The sequence below is a fragment of the Desulfitibacter alkalitolerans DSM 16504 genome, from assembly GCF_000620305.1.
Taxonomy (GTDB): domain Bacteria; phylum Bacillota; class DSM-16504; order Desulfitibacterales; family Desulfitibacteraceae; genus Desulfitibacter; species Desulfitibacter alkalitolerans.
Genome location: NZ_JHVU01000018.1, coordinates 1 through 16,794, shown reverse-complemented (window position 1 = coordinate 16,794; position 16,794 = coordinate 1). Strand labels below are relative to the sequence as shown.

The following is a 16,794-nucleotide window of genomic DNA, read 5'->3' as shown; positions in this document are numbered from 1 at the left end:
TTTTTTACCTCCTGGTTGAGTTATACTTTCAATACTTTGTCGTTTTAAAACAAAAAAAGGTTCCATTTTTAAAGGAAAATTTTGTGTAATTGTAGAAATATTAGGTTGAGGTGAATATATATGGAACCAAACTTTATGGAAAGTCTATATAAACTTCATTACGAAAGGGTTTATAAATCAACTTATATGGCAACTGGGGACGTAGAATTGTCCAAGGATGCTACCCAGGAAGCATTTTATGATGCTTTTCGTAAATTCCACACTTTAAAAGATAAAACTAAGTTTTCAGCATGGGTTTCATCCATAGCATTAAATAAAGCAATAGATTTAATGAGAAAGAGCAACCAGATAAATAGAATAAAGAACAAATCCACTCTTTTTTATATAAACCTCAGCGAACATAGCCCAGAAGATTTATTATGCAGCAATGAATTAAGATCAGAAATGATCACTCAACTAAGGTCTTTGCCCCAAAAATACGCAGAAATTTTATTTTTAAAGTTTTATCATGATTTAACCGAACAGGAAATATCTACTTTATTAAACATTCCAGTAGGAACAGTTAAAAGCCGTCTTTATAGGGCAAAAGAGCTTTTAAAAAGATCCTTTGAGAAAAACCAGGAGTATAGAAAGGTGGTCAAAGTTCATGAATAAAAATGAGGATTCATTAGATTACTTGATAAAAGAAGAAATACAAAACTATGCTAAATCAATTGAAGTATCCGATATTGATCAGGCGTGGAAGGATTTTGAAAAGAATATGCTTGGCAGGAAAAAACGAGTAAAAAATTTATCCAAATTTGCTGTCATTGCAGCTATTTTAATTCTCATTTTATTTTCTAGTATTTTTGTATCATTTAATAACCAGGCTGTAGCGAATTTCTGGTTTTTAGAAAAAATTAAGACTACTATTGATGAAATAACAAGTATTTCAATTACTACATCGAAACAGGAGCAGCCTGAATCCCAAGATAAAAATATTGAAGATAATACTGTAACAGTAACTATTGAAAAGAAGCTGCTTTCATTAGAAGAGGCAAGTCAACTGGTAAGTTACCCTATTGTATTACCCACTTATATACCTTCAGGTTATTCACTTAATGGTGTTTATCTGGATAATCCGGAGTCAAAAACTACTTCTATTGAATTGCAGTATAGTACACCAGGTATAGAGGAAAAACTCATTATAAACCAGATTCCTACTAATAATTCTACTGGATTCTCACATAACTTCAGAGGAACGGATGTTCAAGAGAAAACTGTTTTGATTAATAACAATGAGGCCACTTTACTAACTTTCAACAATAGGCTGCAGCTAATTTGGCAGTACAAAACTTTCCTTTACATTATTACCGGTGCTATCAATGAGGATGAAATTATTAAGATGGCTGAATCTATAAGGCTGTAATTATTGCACTAAAAGAGGTGCCTCTGTAAGGGGCACCTTTGTTATATCATCCAGAGAGCTATAGAAGTCTAGAAACATGATGTTATATGCCTGCTGGAGCCATGAAAGCTCCAGCAGCTGGTTCATATGGTTTTTGGTTATTCCTAGTTCTTTATTGCTAAAATCAAATTCTTCTATTCTAGCCTCATAAGGGAAATTTGCAGCTTTAATCCTTTTTTCTATATTGCTTTTATTTCTAAATTCTAGTTCACATTTTAAAAGTATTTCTAGTACATCAAGGGGTGTCATGTTATTAATAGCAGCATCGGCGGTTAGTACATCTATCTTATTTGCTGCCTCTTTAAGAGAAAGCTCTTTTAATAGTCTAGTTACATTTGCTAATTCAGCCATTTGTCTTTACCTCCCAATAGTTTTTTTGTATACTCATCAATGTCTCTTTTTTGAGCAGTATATTGTATTACTGGCTTAACTATTGGAGGTAGGGGGACTGTCCCCTTTTGGGAGAAAAAGGAAGGCCGATGGAGGGCATCTTCGGATAAGTACTTGCAAGAAACTCAAATGTTAAATTTTTACCATAACTATGATTTGAAACAGGGGTGTCACGCCGGCATCGCCCACCTCTTCCCGGGTCCAAAAACCTTCGCGCCATTTCAATCACTATTTGTGCAAACTCGTGACTTTAAGACCTAAAAAGAGTAGAACTATTCCACCTAAAACTCCTATACAAAAAAGATAAAATAGTAGGTTGTTCTTGGTTATCACGTGTGTCATAACTTATTTTCGATACTTGGTAAATTACACCCCCACCTGAAGCCTTCAGGAATCACGTAAACGCTTGGCTATATCGCTGGCACTGTACAAAACGTTTGTAATGATTACTCGCTCTTCTCTGATATGGAAGAATACAGAAAAGTTATCAACAGGCATTTGCCTGAGTCCCAGCCCGCGTTCTTCTTCTGTCTCCATTAAACTCACGCGTTCCGGGAACATATCAAGGGTTTCGATTGCATCAGCTATTCTGTTATACTGTCCCATGGCCGCTTCCGGTGCCTGTAGCTGCTCTGCGATATAATTATAAATCTCCTCCATATCGGAAAGTGCTTTGTCCGTGATCTGAATCTTATACTGCTTCATGCGTGTTTCTCCCGAAATCTCTGAAAGGCAGCAGATGCATCCTGCACATTACCTTTTTCGATATCGTTGTATCCTTCCTTTAACTTCGCATGAATTTCGTCCGTTGTCATCAAATCAGCGTTTACAGAAACCGGCGCTGTCGGCAGTTTTATAGCAAAAGGTATTCCGCCAGTCATTGAAATCTGCTTCAGATAAATATCTATCGCTGTGGACATAGGGATGCCGAGTTGTGAAAGAACTTCCTCTGCCCTTCTTTTTACTTCTGGGTTAACCCTTAAATTTAAAGTCGTAGTTTTTTCCATGTTAATCATCTCCTTTAATAATATTGTAACGCCTTTGTCGTTACATTTCAATGGATATTTTAACTGTTATTAGCTTTCCAAAAGCATTGTGGTTAAATTATTTTTTTTGAAACATCATTACCTGTGAATGACAATTAATCTAAATAGTTCTTTATATCATTTTTAGCTAGCAAATTGTTTCCTACTCCTTCAATAGCCACTTCTAAACCTTCCATAGGTTTCTTATTATATACAGTAAGTATAAAATTCAAAGCTACTTTCGCCATTTCTGTATCACCAATCTCAACCGCCCGAACAAGCATATTATCTACCCTTTTATATAATTTTTCACGTTCTGTAAAAGAGCTTTCCATAAACCTTTCAAACTTAATTCTATTGCTTTCAATCTGTTTAGTTACGGCCTCCAAACATACCCTTATCCTTGTCCTCTCGGTTAAATACATGTGAATAAGGTTTTCTATAAATTTTTTGGTTTTTCTTTTGAAATGAAACAAAATATTTTGCATTGTTCAAAGAAAATAAGGATATTGGAACTCTAACCCATTTGTCTCTAATTTTATCTACTGAACTTGTTGGTGTAAAGCTAACTGCAAAACCAGCTCCAATTGATATTCCTGGCGTTACTGAATGTCTATTTGCACCATATTCAGCGAGATTCTATTTGCCTCGTGAGCTATTCTTGCCTCATCCACATTAACCAGTCTGCCCTTTTCAACAACTACCCTGCCATTAACAATGGTCATATCCACTAGATTAGAATTGCCTGTGTTAACTATGGCCGATACCGGATCATGCTGGCCCCCAGCAAAGGCTAATTGCTGGAAATCTATCAAAATCATATCTGCAGCCTTGCCAACCTCAAGAGATCCAATATCTTTTCTCCCCAGGATTTGTGCACCGCCTACTGTTGCCATTTTCAGTACATCCTCGGCAGTTAGTCCTTCTGCTCCCAGAGCTAGTTTCTGCAGCAAGTATGCTATCCTGACCTCTGCCCACATATTTGAGGAATCGTTGCTGGCACTGCCATCAACGGCTAGACCAACTCGAGCAGCAGCCTTTTGAAGATCCCTTACCCTGCAGATACCCGAGTTAAGCTTCATATTTGATGCTGGGCAGTGGGCAACCCCAGTTCTAGTTTCACCCAGCAGTCCCACCTCTGCATCATTTAAGTGAATGCCATGGGCAAACCACACATCCTCACCTAACCAACCCAGCTTTTCCATATACTCTACTGGCCTCATCCCAAGCTTCTGCATACAAAAATCATCCTCATCCCTTGTTTCTGCCAGGTGGGTATGCAGGAACACCCCATGCTTTCTTGCCAAAACGGCACTTTCCTTCATAAGGTCACCAGTTACGGAAAAGGGTGAGCATGGAGCAAAGACTATCCTACACATTGAGTAAGTACCTGGATCGTGATATTTTTGTACAAGACGCTCACAGTCCTTTAAAATCGTCTCCTCTGTCTGGATGACTTCATTGGGCGGCAGTCCCCCCTGGTCTCTTCCCAGGGACATGCTGCCGCGGTTTGGATGAAACCTTATTCCTAGCTCCCGGGCTGCCAATATCTGTTCATCTATTAGTTCCCCTGGCTGGCTGCAGGGAAATACATAATGATGGTCGGCACTGGTAGTACAGCCTGTCTTTAGGAGTTCACCTAATCCCACCATGGCCCCTATCCTTACAGCCTCTGGAGTTAAATGTTTCCAGATTTCATACAGCTTTAATAACCATGGAAAAAGGGGAATGTCCTGGGTTTCAGGTATATTTCTGGTTAAGGTTTGATATAGGTGGTGGTGGGTATTAACCAGCCCTGGCATGACAATCCTGCCTGCGGCATCTATTACCCTGGTGCCTTCCTGGCAGGCCAGATTCTTTCCAACCCCTACAATTCTGTTCCCTTCAATTAAAACTGAGCCGTTTTTAATCCTTGTGTTGTCCTTATCAAAGGTTAAAACCCAGTCAGCATTTTTTAGTAAGGTAAACATCTAACAACACCTACTCATTAAAACTAAATATCTTAAGTCTGCTCTCTTAATATTTCCTTCTTCCATTACTCCAGTCTTTAGCCACTTATGAATTAATTTTAATACTCTTTTATCACTAATCCGCATTTCCACTAATTTCATTAGCTTTTCCTGATTTATGTTATCGAATGATATCAAAAAATCCTTGGATATCGCTATCTACCTTGTGGAACTTATACTTGTAGAGTAAGGGGCTGGATTTGATACTCTCTCCTCCAGCCTCTCCTCATTAAACCGTACGTGAGGTTTTCCCTCATACGGCTTTCCGATGTTCTTCTTCCTTCGGCTTTACGAAGGTACTTCCTTTAAGTGATGTTTTGTTGTCATCACTCTCATTAGTACTATTACCCCCTCCGACTCCTTCTTTGCCGTATACCATTTCGCTTACACTTATAGGTTTCCGTTTTACTTTCTTTATTGAAAGTGCAAAGGAGGGTCTCCCCAGTTCCGTATCTTACTATTACTTCATACCGCCCTCCATATGCCGGAAGGTTCTTCTGTGTTGTTTCCAAGTTCTTCACACATTCCATGGACTTCGCCCTATCAGAAGGGGCTCGTCTCCTTCTCTTCTCCCGTCAGGGTTTTCTAACAGCACTGCAAGATTCACTTTATGTTGCGGTCTGAAGTTTTGCTAGCATCACTTGGATACATTTTCGAGACGCTTCAACGCTACCATTTCTGTTAACGTTGGTCTTATAGCTACTAGGCTCCTTGGTGATTACCTAGACAGGACTTTCACCTGTAAGCAAGATACAGCTTAGCTGGGCACGCTCTGATGGTGTAAAATAAGCTGTAGAAAAAACCTCTACAGCCTAAATGGTTAGTGAAAACTATAAATTACCCTGTACACCTTTAACAAACCAGTTCATTCCTAATTTTTCTTGATCGCTCATTGAACTACCTTCAGGAACCACTAATTCACCTGCTTGATTCATAATTGGTCCTGCGAATATATCTAATTCTCCTGCAAAAAGAGCTGCTTTAGCAGCTTCCACTGCTTCGATCATTTCTGGTGTCATAACATTTTCATTGTATGGTGCTAGATACACTATGCCTTCTTTCATAGAGCCCCAGTAGGTATGATGTGATTCCCAGTTCCCTGCCATTATTTGCTGGACTATATCAGCATAGTATGGACCCCAATTCCACACAGGACCAGTTAAAGTAGCCTGGGGTGCGAATTGCGTCATATCTGCATAACAGCTAATTCCCCATACTCCCCTTTCTTGAGCAGCCTGCTGTGTAGCTGGAGAATTCTGATATTGTGCAAGAACATCTGCTCCTAGATCTATTAACCCGAGAGCGGCTTCCTTTTCTGTAGCAGGGTCATAGAATTTATTCGTCCAGATTACATTAACAGTAACATCAGAATTTACTGATTGAGCACCTAGTGCAAAGGCATTAATTTGCCTTACTACCAGCGGTACAGGAAAAGCTCCCACATATCCTAAAATATTTGTTTCAGTTTTAAGCCCAGCAGCAATTCCTGATAAATAGCTGGCCTCATACATTCTAGCCCAGTAATTCCCTGCATTTTCCGCAGTCTTAAAACCTGAACAGTTTAAGAAAATAACGTCAGGATGCTGTTCTGCCACATTTATGGTAAAATCCATAAATCCATAGCTTGTAGTAAAAACAACCCTGGCACCTCTTTGGATAAGCTCATTCATGGCCCTTTCCGCATCAGGTCCAGCTGGAACATCCTCAATATATATGGTTCTTACTCCTGAAACATTATTTTCCAGGTACTGGCGACCCAGGTCATGGGCATATGCCCACCCAAAATCCCCTACTGGTCCAGAATAAACAAAACCAACTACAAACTCTTCTTCCTGTGGTGGTGCTGGCTCTTCTTTTGCATCATCTGCCTTTTGACCACAGCCCGTAACCATACCAGCCAGAAACATGATTAGTAGCATTAGCACACTTAACTTTTTAAAACTCTTCATTATTTTTTACCTCCCCTATTAAGAATACACATCTTGTTGCATAATTATTTAAGATAAACAAATCCCTCCCTACTCAAGTTTTTTACATGTAATAAATCGGCAATTTATTAGGTTTTATCAAATACTAAGCAGTCGGCATAACCCTTCAAAAAGCACCCCTTTAATTGTCAAAACCCTCTGCTCCCTGCTTGCTCTAATATCATCTATTGGAGTAATATATCTATCTACATTGTCTAGTATCATCCAAACTTCTTTCTTTTCAAAACTTTTATCTAAAAACATGTTTGCAAGCTCTTTTGGCAGCTGAATTTTAGGACCAACTGAACCCAGTGCAATGTCAAGTCTTTTAAAGACTCCATCCTGAACTAATCCCCTTATTGCAGCTCCAACCACTGCAATGGACAGGGCATTTCTTAAGCCAACTTTTTTATAATACCAGCATTCCTTTTCATCCATTTTTTCTATAATAATCCTGGTTACCAGTTCATTGTCATCTAATATGTGCTTTCCAGGCCCAGTAATAAACTCTAGCAGAGATATGTGTCGCTCCCTGCTTTTGCTATTAAGGACTAGTTGACAATTCAAGACTGATAACGATGTAAGTGTATCTCCAGCTGGAGATGCTGAGACAATATTACCCCCAAGTGTGCCTTTATTTCTAATTTGAGTTGACCCAACCATACTACATCCAGCTGCAAGAACAGGTGCATACTTTTTTATAATAGTAGACTTCTCTATTTGCCCGTGGGTAACACCAGCTCCTATTTCCAGACCCCCCCCTGTATCCTCAATGAAATCTAATTCCTTCAGGTCACAAATATTAATAATTTTATTTCTAAACCTATTTTTAACAAGCAAGTCAGTACCACCTGCCAGTACAGTACAGTTACCCCCAGCTAAAATATCTAGTGCATTTGAGAGACTTTTTGGATTATACAATTCCATGCTGCAAAACATCCCTTCCCTGATTATTCAAGAACTATACCCCTCCATACAGGCTTCAACTATATTATGGCGTGATATGGGAAGCTTTGTTATTACTTTACCTGTAATACCTGCTACTGCTGCAGTAATTGCTGGAGCTATGGCAACTGTACTTACCTCTGCAGCTCCTTTTATTCCAAAGGGTCCGCTGTTTTCATATGCGTCAACTGTAGCTGTTTCCATATTACATAAATCCATGCTAGTAGGTATTAAATATTTTGAAAGATCTCTCTCTAGAGGAATGCCATCTTTAATGCGCATCTGCTCCATAAGGCAGTACCCTGCATTCATGGCAATTCCACCCTCAATTTGACCCGATAGACTTAAGGGATTTAAGACTTTGCCAGCTTCAGTAACACCAAATATATACAACAGCTTTATTTCTCCTGTATAGGGATCTATCCTTACTTTAGCTGCTTGTGCTATAAAAGTATACATCATATGGGGTAGTCCAATGCCCAGATGAGTAAGTTTGGATTCAGGGAAAACGGCCTGTCCAATCCCAACAGGTTGAGCAATCCCCTTTTCCTCTTGTTTTCTATAATCTTTAATTGCATTTAATAAAGCATTTCCTACTATGTAGGTGGTTCTTGAAGCAGCAGTTGTCCCACAATCATGAGTACCAAGGGTATCAGCAGTAACTAGCTCTATTTTATCCATGTCAACCTGCAGTTCACTAGCTGCTAATTGTGCAAATCCAGTATAATTGCCCTGTCCTATATCAACACAGCCAACCTTTATTATATATTTGTCATCGGACCTTCTTATCTCAACCTTTGCATCATCTTTTATTCCTACTCCCAGACCACAGCTCAACCAGCCCGAAGCCATTCCGTATCCCACCAATGGGTCAGCTTCTTGTTTTCTTTTTCTCCAAAAATCTGAATTCCCTAATTTTTTTAAAGCCTCTTTTATACCCACAGAGTGCTCCATAACCTGTCCAAGAGAGGCTTCCTTTCCCTTTTCTAATGAATTAAGCAATCGTATTTGTATAGGATCAATCTCAAGTAATTCTGCTGCCCTGTTAATCAAGGTTTCTGTAGCAAATAGGGTTTGGGGTGCACCAAAGCCTCTCATGGCACTTGCAGGAGGCTTGTTTGTATATACAAGATAGGCATCAATTTTCACATTTGCTATTTCATATGGTCCCGTACTATGTTCCACGCCTAATCCTAAAACTGCTGGACCTAGGGCCGCATAAGCACCTGTATCAAAATAAATTTCAGATTCAAATGCAAGTATTCTCCCATGTTTTCCAAACCCCATTTTTGTTACGACCCTGGCCGGATGTCTTTTATATGTGGTTAAAAGGGACTCTTCCCTGTCAAATACCAGCTTGGCTGGCTTGCCTGTTTTAATGGTTACCAAAGCTAAATAAAGTTGAACAGTATTTCCATCCTTTCCGCCAAAACCGCCTCCAACAAGTGGAGCCTTAACTCTAATCCTGTCGGGAGATATATCAAAACAGCGGGCTATCTCATTCCTATCATGGAAGGGATTCTGGGTTCCTGCAATTACATTGAGTACATCTCCATCCCAGTAACTGACTCCTGCTTCTGTTTCTAGGTATGCATGGTCCACCATTGGTACTTCAAACTCATCTTTAAGGGTAAGATGGCTGCTGCCAAAGCCTTTGTTAACATCTCTTTTGTCAAAATTAAACTTCTGCAGCAGATTACCCTGGTCATGTATTTTAACCTCATTTTTAAGAGCCACCATGGGGTCATCCATTACTGGTAAACTTTCATATTCTATATAAACCCTACCAGCCCAGAACTCAGCCTCTTTTTTAGTAGGTGCAGCAACCAGTACAACTGGTTCGCCGTAAAATCTGACCTTGTCATGGGCAAGAATAGGCTGATCCTTAATTATATTTCCAAAAGAATTTACCTTGATATCCTGACCTGTAAAACAAAAAACTCCAGGCTTATTTTTTAATTCTGAGGTGTTAATGCTTTTAATTATTCCATGGGGAATAGGGGAACGTACTAATTTTATCCATAGGCAATCTTTAACTTTTATATCTGCAGCATAGTGTCCTTTACCTGTCACCTTATCTTCGGCATCTATTCTGGCAATTGGTTTTCCAATAAAGCTTCCCATCTTGTCACCTCACTTTTAACACTTGGGTTTCTCTATTAAAACTTTTTTCTTAATATACTGTAACTCAATATTTTAGGGTTATGATACTCTTTTGACAATAAAACTGGACGATTGTAAATGTTATAACCTACTTCACTCATATAAAAGAGCGGTACACCTTCTTCTATATTAAACAGACTGGAAATTCTACTTTTGGCTAATACTGGTTCAACCTTTGTAAGGTTATGAACAACCTCTTCATTGCAATATTTCTCTAAAAAATAAAATATTGGCTTAAAGAGCTCATCGTTAGAATATTCCCTCACTAAAACAAGACTGCTTGCAATATGATCAGTGCAGAGGATTGCAGGCATGTTATCTGCAAGGACAAGCCTTTCAACGGCAATAATCTCCTGCCCTTCGTCAATAGCCAGCCCTTGTGCAATATCAGAAGCTGCCCTTTGCTTTTCTACATTGACAAAGGCTATCTTGGGAGTATAGCCTGCATCATTTATTAGTTCCATGAATTCCTTTTCTATGTCCAACCTGGTTACTGCATTTATGATATGGCGATTAACCAGGGTACCAATGCCCCTTTTCCTGGTTATATATCCTTCAGCTTCAAAAATAGCAAGGACATCCCTTAATACTGACCTGCTGACCCCTAATGACTTTGCGAGATTTTCTTCTGAGGGAAGCTTTTCTGTATTTGCAAAAGCACCTGTTTCCAGCATATCAAGCAGCAGTTTACGAACCTTGGTAAATAATTGTTCACTATCCACTTTTGGTATAATATGATTCATATAAAAACTCCTATTTAAAAATTAGTCATACTTATTACTTATTACTTTTCACTTAATGTATAATACGCTATTTTTTTGTTAATTCCTGCTGTTGGTTTTATAATTCTGTAGGGTCAACAAATAAAAATAAAAAGCCTACAAGTTTTATAAAAAGTACTTGTAAAGCATCTAGTGAGAATTCTCTTAGAACACTATTAAAAATAATAGCTTCAATATTTACTTTGTTTTGTTTTTATCGCATATGTTAATTTTTGCATTGGGCAACTTTATAAAACCTTGTATTAAATCAATAATTTAGTGAGAAATTAAGAAAGGTATATTTTATTCTCGGGAGGCAAATATGAATAGGCAAACTAAAAACTGGATTTTATTTACTATTGCTGCTTATATATTGATGTTTATGCTTGTTCCACCAAAAAAGGGGCCTAAGTTATCTCCCTTTGGGTTTTACTTTGGTTTCATACAGGCAGTCATTCTAAATTGGTATGCAGTTAGAAACCATAAATTATGGAAGCTGCCAGGTGATATTTTACTATATGGAATTCCCTTATTAACATGTATTTCCTGGATCCCGCCCTCTATAATTTTTGCCTATAATTTCCCGTATAAAAAAGAATTTTGCTGGAAGGCTCTATATGTACTCTTATTTGCCTTTGGCACAACGGTCAGTCAATATGTGCAGGGCTTAATAGGCATGTGGGACAGCAAAACATGGAAAACTCTTTATACCTTTCCCCTGGCCATATGTACTCATTGTATAATGATTATGGGTATATATTTGTTTAGGTTACAGGGTATTAAGGATAGCTAGTAGCTTAAACTTCATTTCAGATAATTTACAAGGCTTATATTGAAATAAGCCTTTACTTTTTTTCCATTTTTTTGATTTTTCTAGAGCTTTTTTATTATTATATATCCAATTCATAACCAATTCCTATACCCTTCTATAATTTTCATCCATTACATTATTTTTGCATTTTATACCAATTCATGCAAAACTGCAAAACTGTTGATACATGTAGTATTATGGTCTTTGTTAATGTTAATGTTGCCATACTGCAAATCTGTTTTAATGGAACTGCCTCTATAGTACTTGAAAAGAAAGCTTCCCAGAAGGCAAACACTTTTGGCATACTCCTTGCATAAATTTAAAACCAAAATTCAAAATTATTAAACTATTGGTATAAAACAAAATACTTTCTGCTGTTAGTGCAAAAAAAATGATCTTGGCAGGTGAGGAATATGGGCTAAATGACTTAAAACTAAAAAGTAAATAGAATGATTAAGGGGAGGTTGCTTTTATGCATATGATATTCCTTTATTATGTTATCTGCATCGGTGGAACGCTGCTTTTGTCCATTTTGTATATGAATAAATTTTGGACTGAGGAAATGTTTGAAATCCTAAAGAAAGGGGAAATCGAAAACAATGGATAACTTGACATTTGGAAGCAATGTCTGGCTGCAGTTAGTAATTGGTCTTGTTGTTTTTATTTGTCTGCTAATTGGAATTGGCTATATTGCCACCATTAGAACAAAAAATACTGCTGATTTTGCTGTTGGCGGTAGATCCTTAGGCCCATTAATTATTGCTATTTGCATGGTTTCCACCTACGGCAGTGCCAGCAGTTATCTAGGCAATGGGGGCCTGGCCTATACGTATGGCTGGCCAATGGCATGGATCTGGATTGGATGTATTCCAGGATTAATTATCCCAACATTGCTGTTTGGACCTAGGATGCGTGTAATTAGTGCACGGTTGAATACATTGACTATTCCAGATTTTTTAGGGGAAATGTATGAAAGTAAATTCTTGCGAGCCTTTGTTTCTCTTGGAATAGTTATGTTTTATGTCCCCATGATGATTGCCCAGTTCAAAGGCGTTGGTGTTGTTTTCAGTGCTTTTTTTGACATCCCCTTTGTTACTGCAACGCTAGTTTTTGGCATTATCATGATCATGTATTGTGCCATGGGTGGTTTGCTGGCAGTAGCTTGGACAGATGCTGTCCAGGGCGTGTTTATGGCAGCAGTCATGTTCGTGTTGGTGCCTGTAAGTATTTATGCTGTTGGTGGCTGGGGAGCCATGAATATGAAGTTGGAAGCGATTAACCCAACCTTAAATGCAATTTTTGAACCTAACCTGTTTACACCTTTGACCGCATTCTTTATGGTTATCTATTACTGGCTGTGGCAAATCGGTCAGCCTTATATGAGTGCCAGGTTTTTTGCACTCAAAGATGTTCAAAGCTTTAAAAGACTAGTTATTTATCTTATTATCTTTACTACAATAATCAGTGGTGCCATGTGGGCTGGGACAGCAGGAAGAATTTTATTCCCAGAATTGGCTGACCCAGATTCTGTCGTGCCCATGGTTATTAAAACCTACTTTCCTTCCATCTTAGGAGTCATGGCTGTAATTGGCATTTTATCAGCTATTCTGACCACCGTGGCTGGTGTACTAATTACTGTAGGAACAACGGTAGGTCATGATTTGATTAACAAAACACTTAATAAAAAATTAACAGAAAAACAGGCTTTAAGGGTTTCCCAGCTTAGTACCTTTGCAATAGGTGGACTTTCACTTGCACTTTCCTTGTGGAAGACACCCCAATTTTTGTCCTTGTTGGTTTATGCGGCACTAGGGGGAATGGCCTGTATGGTAGTTGGACCAGTCATAATGGCAGTTTATGACAAAAAAGCAACAAAGCAGGGTGCAATTGCTGGTTCGATTATTGGGACAACGCTGTTTTTGACATTATTGATTGGCATTAATTTTAACGTTTGGATTTCTGGTGCAACAGGAATGGTTACTTCAATCATGGTGACATTTTTAGCCAGCAGAATAATAGGCATTCCTCCCAAGCAGGCAACAGACATCCATCAATATTATGGAAGGGTCCAGGAACAACTTGGACAATAATAAATAACAAAAAATTTAGAAAGGGTGTTGTAAATGTCAGTATATGATGTGTTTGATCCAAAAGTATTGCAGGAAACTTTCAAAAAAGCCAGAGAAATTTACAAAGAAAGAGGATTTCAAACAAGAATGGGTTATGGTAAAAAACCAGCGATTATAAATGTAGACTTGGCAAATGCCTGGACTAGAGAAGGGCACGCGTTTACCTGTGTTGGTGCTGATGAAATGGTAGCAAATACAAGAAAATTGTTAGATGCAGCTAGACCAAAAAAAATTCCTATTTTTTACAGCACAACTGCGTTTAATCCAAATGGTTTTTTGGATAACGGTATCTGGGATAAAAAAATTCCCCTTAGAGAGCTGCACCTGGATACTTACTGGGCTCAAATTGACGAAAGACTAGATCCTCAACCTGATGAAATCATCTTTGTCAAAAAAATGGCAAGTTGTTTTGCCGGAACACCACTACAGTACCAGTTAACTTCACTTGGTGTGGATACAGTTATTGTTACAGGTGCCACAGCCTGTGCCTGTGTAAGACATACATGTATGGATGCCATTGCCTGCGGTTTCCGAGTAATCGTTCCTGAGGAAACCATAGGAGATAGGATACCTGGAGCAATCGAATGGAACCTTTTTGACATTGACGCCAAGTTTGGTGATGTGGAACCTTTAGAAAATGTTATAGAATATATAAATAATTTAACCTAAAACTCACCTTACACCTAGCCTCTACTAAAAGAGGCATTTTTTTTACAGATTTTTAAACAATATTAAACCAAGGTATTTTATTAGATTAAACAAGGAAAAAATGTAAACTTACAGAATACTAAAATTAAATAGTAGGTAAATCCATGTCTCCCTGACAATATGCCTTAGAAAGGAAGTCTTAATATGGAAAAAAGCTGGTTAACCATTCTTGAAAGTAGCATGTCTCAAGGACAGGGTTTCAATAAATTAAATGAAACAGATGATCTGCTTAATGCAATTCTTGAAGCCTGTGATGACGGTATTTTGATTTCTGATGTACACGGAATGGTAGTTTTTATAAATAAAGCATATGTTCGGGTGACCGGAATTCAAAAAGAACAGATTGTGGGGAAAAATTTGAAGGAATTGTTGGAAGAAGGTCTTATTAATGTTGCTGTATCACTAATGGTAATTGAACAGGGAACTTCAATTTCAAAAATACATAAATATGCTACGGGGAAGAAAGCTTTAACCACCGCAAACCCTATTATGGATACACAAAATCAAATGGTCGGTGTTTTAAACAGCACAAGAGATATTTCCAGTCTTATTCAAATGAAAAATGAATTAGAAGAAACACAAAAGATAAGCAAAAAATACGTCGAGGAACTACGCCATCTTCGACAGCTGCAGATGCAAAAGGACGGTTTTATTTTCCGCAGTAAAACTATGGTTAACATGATAGATCTGGCCACAAAAGCAGCAGGCTATGACAGCAATATATTGATATATGGGGAATCCGGTACTGGCAAGGAATTGTTATCGTCTTTCATTCATAACCATAGCCCAAGAAAGGATGGTCCTTACATTGTAGTAAACTGTGCAGCTATTCCTAATGAATTATTTGAATCAGAACTATTTGGCTACTTGCCAGGTTCCTTTACTGGAGCCTTACAGCAAGGAAAATCAGGTATGTTTGAGCTTGCTGACGGTGGCACAATATTTCTTGATGAAGTAAGCGAATTGCCCCTGCCTGTTCAGTCCAAGCTGCTCCGTGTGATTCAAGAAAGAGAGCTTTTTCGAATAGGAGCTTCAAAGCCCACCAAAATTGATATTCGTATTATAGCAGCTACTAACAAAGCTCTATTAAATGAGGTTAAAATGGGAAAATTCAGGGAAGACTTGTATTTCCGCTTAAATGTTTTCCCTATAAAAACTCCTCCTTTAAGGGAAAGAAAGGAAGACATTGAAGATCTCGTGCTCTTTTTTCTTGAGAGATTAAACAAGCGATATAAGAAAAATGTCAGCATTACTCGTGAAGCAGTTGAATGCTTGAAAAGCTATTCCTGGCCGGGAAATGTCAGAGAATTGCAAAATTTAATTGAATACATGTTTATTATTAACCCTTTTGAAGAAATAGACATTGAACAGCTACCAACTCACTTTTTTACAGAACATTTATTGGAAAAAGAGGATGTGAAAGACCCAAAGGCATCCAAATTAAATCATATTATGGATCATTTTGAGAAAAAAGTTATTTTATCAACCCTTAAATCATACCAATCCATACGCAAAGCTGCAGAAGTTTTAGAAGTGAATCCTTCTACCCTATCTAGAAAAATAAAAAAATATGGTATTGACCATGATATAAATTGATTAATAAACCAGTCTAAAAGGAGGTAAATTAATGAATTGCACAATAATACCTACTCAAGACAAAATTGTAAAAACCATAGATGCACTAAAAAATAACGGTTTTGATGTGTGGTTTGTCCAAAACACCCTTGAAGCTGAGGAGGTTTTTTTTGAAGAGATTTTTAATTCACTTGTCCCAAAGGTGATTTCCTGGGGTGATTCCCTGACCCTCCATGCCACCAAAATTTTGGAAAAAATAAAGTTGATGCCAGAAATTAAGGTAATTAATACTTTTCATGAGGGATTAAGTTGGAGAGAACAAATTGAAAATCGGAAGAAAGCATTACATTGCGATCTCTTCTTAACAGGTACAAATGCGATAACAGAAAAGGGGCAATTGATCAATCTAGATATGATTGGCAACAGAGTGGCCGGGATTGCTTTTGGACCTAGAAAAGTTGTGATACTGGTAGGTGTAAACAAGATTGTGGAAGGTCTAGATGATGCCATGACGAGAATTAAGTCCCATGCGGCGCCATTAAACGCTAAAAGGCATCCAGAACTAGTTGTTCCATGCCAGAAAGACGGAAAATGTATTGACTGCAATAGTCCAAAAAGGCTCTGCAACATTTGGACTATTACTGAAAAATCTTATCCAGTGGGAAGAATCACAATTGTTTTAATAAATCAAAGCTTGGGCTATTAATGGTCCACATAAGAATTCATATATTCTGACTGCATTTGTTAAAGTTGATGAAGGGTTTTCTGGCTTTCAGTCCCCATTATCTGGGTCAATACAATGAAACCCACATATACAGTTACCAGGGCCTGCGGACATAAGGCTTTCAGTCCCCATTATCTGGG

The 16,794-nt window shown here is 38.0% G+C and carries 17 protein-coding genes and 1 pseudogene; 8 read left to right on the top strand and 10 right to left on the bottom strand.

Going from position 1 to position 16,794, the window contains the following annotated elements; genetic code table 11:
• Positions 1-120: 120 nt before the first annotated feature.
• Positions 121-654 (top strand): RNA polymerase sigma factor, encoded by a 534-nt coding sequence (locus tag K364_RS22240; RefSeq protein WP_051533690.1) that lies wholly within the window; start codon positions 121-123, stop codon positions 652-654.
• Positions 647-1,408: a DUF4367 domain-containing protein gene (locus K364_RS0100100; RefSeq protein WP_028306325.1), complete on the top strand. Its 762-nt coding sequence runs from the start codon at positions 647-649 to the stop codon at positions 1,406-1,408. The genes K364_RS22240 and K364_RS0100100 overlap by 8 nt, the downstream gene beginning before the upstream one ends.
• Here K364_RS0100100 and K364_RS0100095 read toward each other — a convergent pair whose 3' ends face one another.
• The 10 genes and pseudogenes from K364_RS0100095 to K364_RS0100045 all read right to left on the bottom strand — a co-directional run bounded on the left by K364_RS0100095 (position 1,409) and on the right by K364_RS0100045 (position 10,689).
• The gene (locus K364_RS0100095) at positions 1,409-1,798 is read right to left on the bottom strand and encodes an ATP-binding protein (RefSeq protein WP_028306324.1); all 390 of its coding nucleotides are present in this window, start codon (positions 1,796-1,798) and stop codon (positions 1,409-1,411) included. It lies immediately after the preceding gene.
• A 426-nt stretch (positions 1,799-2,224) separates the two neighbouring features.
• On the bottom strand, positions 2,225-2,542 hold the full coding sequence (locus K364_RS0100090; RefSeq protein ID WP_028306323.1) for a type II toxin-antitoxin system RelE/ParE family toxin: 318 nt from the start codon (positions 2,540-2,542) through the stop codon (positions 2,225-2,227).
• On the bottom strand, positions 2,539-2,844 hold the full coding sequence (locus K364_RS0100085) for a type II toxin-antitoxin system RelB/DinJ family antitoxin (protein ID WP_028306322.1): 306 nt from the start codon (positions 2,842-2,844) through the stop codon (positions 2,539-2,541). Before K364_RS0100085 ends, K364_RS0100090 begins: the two co-directional genes overlap by 4 nt.
• A gap of 134 nt (positions 2,845-2,978) precedes the next feature.
• Entirely contained in the window at positions 2,979-3,251 is a 273-nt protein-coding gene (locus tag K364_RS0100080; RefSeq protein WP_156946361.1) for a hypothetical protein, read from the bottom strand.
• A gap of 213 nt (positions 3,252-3,464) precedes the next feature.
• A complete protein-coding gene (locus K364_RS0100075) occupies positions 3,465-4,832 on the bottom strand; it encodes an 8-oxoguanine deaminase (RefSeq protein ID WP_028306320.1) in 1,368 nt (455 codons plus the stop codon).
• 33 nt (positions 4,833-4,865) lie between these two features.
• Positions 4,866-5,000: pseudogene (locus K364_RS27730) on the bottom strand (group II intron reverse transcriptase/maturase); the annotation flags it as partial.
• Positions 5,001-5,701: 701 nt separating this feature from the next.
• Positions 5,702-6,820 (bottom strand): BMP family ABC transporter substrate-binding protein, encoded by a 1,119-nt coding sequence (locus tag K364_RS0100060; RefSeq protein ID WP_028306319.1) that lies wholly within the window; start codon positions 6,818-6,820, stop codon positions 5,702-5,704.
• A gap of 117 nt (positions 6,821-6,937) precedes the next feature.
• Entirely contained in the window at positions 6,938-7,765 is an 828-nt protein-coding gene (locus tag K364_RS22235) for an FAD binding domain-containing protein (protein WP_169734727.1), read from the bottom strand.
• A 27-nt stretch (positions 7,766-7,792) separates the two neighbouring features.
• Positions 7,793-9,907, bottom strand: a complete 2,115-nt coding sequence (locus tag K364_RS0100050) for a xanthine dehydrogenase family protein molybdopterin-binding subunit (RefSeq protein ID WP_028306318.1) — start codon at positions 9,905-9,907, stop codon at positions 7,793-7,795.
• 35 nt (positions 9,908-9,942) lie between these two features.
• Entirely contained in the window at positions 9,943-10,689 is a 747-nt protein-coding gene (locus tag K364_RS0100045) for a GntR family transcriptional regulator (protein ID WP_051533688.1), read from the bottom strand.
• Between the two features lie 340 nt (positions 10,690-11,029).
• Between K364_RS0100045 and K364_RS0100040 the strand changes: the two genes are divergently transcribed.
• The 6 genes from K364_RS0100040 to K364_RS0100010 all read left to right on the top strand — a co-directional run bounded on the left by K364_RS0100040 (position 11,030) and on the right by K364_RS0100010 (position 16,636).
• A complete protein-coding gene (locus K364_RS0100040; protein ID WP_028306316.1) occupies positions 11,030-11,500 on the top strand; it encodes a hypothetical protein in 471 nt (156 codons plus the stop codon).
• Positions 11,501-11,990: 490 nt separating this feature from the next.
• On the top strand, positions 11,991-12,125 hold the full coding sequence (locus K364_RS27455; RefSeq protein WP_277995514.1) for a hypothetical protein: 135 nt from the start codon (positions 11,991-11,993) through the stop codon (positions 12,123-12,125).
• Complete coding sequence (locus K364_RS0100025; RefSeq protein WP_028306315.1) at positions 12,118-13,608, top strand: sodium:solute symporter family transporter; 1,491 nt, start codon at positions 12,118-12,120, stop codon at positions 13,606-13,608. Before K364_RS27455 ends, K364_RS0100025 begins: the two co-directional genes overlap by 8 nt.
• 33 nt (positions 13,609-13,641) lie before the next feature.
• A complete protein-coding gene (locus tag K364_RS22230; RefSeq protein ID WP_035267335.1) occupies positions 13,642-14,316 on the top strand; it encodes an isochorismatase family protein in 675 nt (224 codons plus the stop codon).
• Between the two features lie 183 nt (positions 14,317-14,499).
• Positions 14,500-15,951, top strand: a complete 1,452-nt coding sequence (locus tag K364_RS22225) for a sigma-54 interaction domain-containing protein (protein ID WP_035267332.1) — start codon at positions 14,500-14,502, stop codon at positions 15,949-15,951.
• Positions 15,952-15,982: 31 nt separating this feature from the next.
• Positions 15,983-16,636, top strand: coding sequence for a lactate utilization protein (locus tag K364_RS0100010; RefSeq protein ID WP_028306314.1), 654 nt, complete (start codon positions 15,983-15,985; stop codon positions 16,634-16,636).
• The last annotated feature ends 158 nt before the right edge of the window (positions 16,637-16,794 follow it).

Coding starts and splice junctions, on each gene's coding strand:
- K364_RS22230 (WP_035267335.1), top strand. CDS start 13,642: ATGTCAGTATATGATGTGTTTGATCCAAAAGTATTGCAGGAAACTTTC.
- K364_RS0100090 (WP_028306323.1), bottom strand. CDS start 2,542: ATGAAGCAGTATAAGATTCAGATCACGGACAAAGCACTTTCCGATATG.
- K364_RS0100100 (WP_028306325.1), top strand. CDS start 647: ATGAATAAAAATGAGGATTCATTAGATTACTTGATAAAAGAAGAAATA.
- K364_RS0100025 (WP_028306315.1), top strand. CDS start 12,118: ATGGATAACTTGACATTTGGAAGCAATGTCTGGCTGCAGTTAGTAATT.
- K364_RS0100060 (WP_028306319.1), bottom strand. CDS start 6,820: ATGAAGAGTTTTAAAAAGTTAAGTGTGCTAATGCTACTAATCATGTTT.
- K364_RS0100010 (WP_028306314.1), top strand. CDS start 15,983: ATGAATTGCACAATAATACCTACTCAAGACAAAATTGTAAAAACCATA.
- K364_RS0100040 (WP_028306316.1), top strand. CDS start 11,030: ATGAATAGGCAAACTAAAAACTGGATTTTATTTACTATTGCTGCTTAT.
- K364_RS27455 (WP_277995514.1), top strand. CDS start 11,991: ATGCATATGATATTCCTTTATTATGTTATCTGCATCGGTGGAACGCTG.
- K364_RS22240 (WP_051533690.1), top strand. CDS start 121: ATGGAACCAAACTTTATGGAAAGTCTATATAAACTTCATTACGAAAGG.
- K364_RS0100085 (WP_028306322.1), bottom strand. CDS start 2,844: ATGGAAAAAACTACGACTTTAAATTTAAGGGTTAACCCAGAAGTAAAA.
- K364_RS22235 (WP_169734727.1), bottom strand. CDS start 7,765: ATGGAATTGTATAATCCAAAAAGTCTCTCAAATGCACTAGATATTTTA.
- K364_RS0100045 (WP_051533688.1), bottom strand. CDS start 10,689: ATGAATCATATTATACCAAAAGTGGATAGTGAACAATTATTTACCAAG.
- K364_RS22225 (WP_035267332.1), top strand. CDS start 14,500: ATGGAAAAAAGCTGGTTAACCATTCTTGAAAGTAGCATGTCTCAAGGA.
- K364_RS0100095 (WP_028306324.1), bottom strand. CDS start 1,798: ATGGCTGAATTAGCAAATGTAACTAGACTATTAAAAGAGCTTTCTCTT.
- K364_RS0100075 (WP_028306320.1), bottom strand. CDS start 4,832: ATGTTTACCTTACTAAAAAATGCTGACTGGGTTTTAACCTTTGATAAG.
- K364_RS0100050 (WP_028306318.1), bottom strand. CDS start 9,907: ATGGGAAGCTTTATTGGAAAACCAATTGCCAGAATAGATGCCGAAGAT.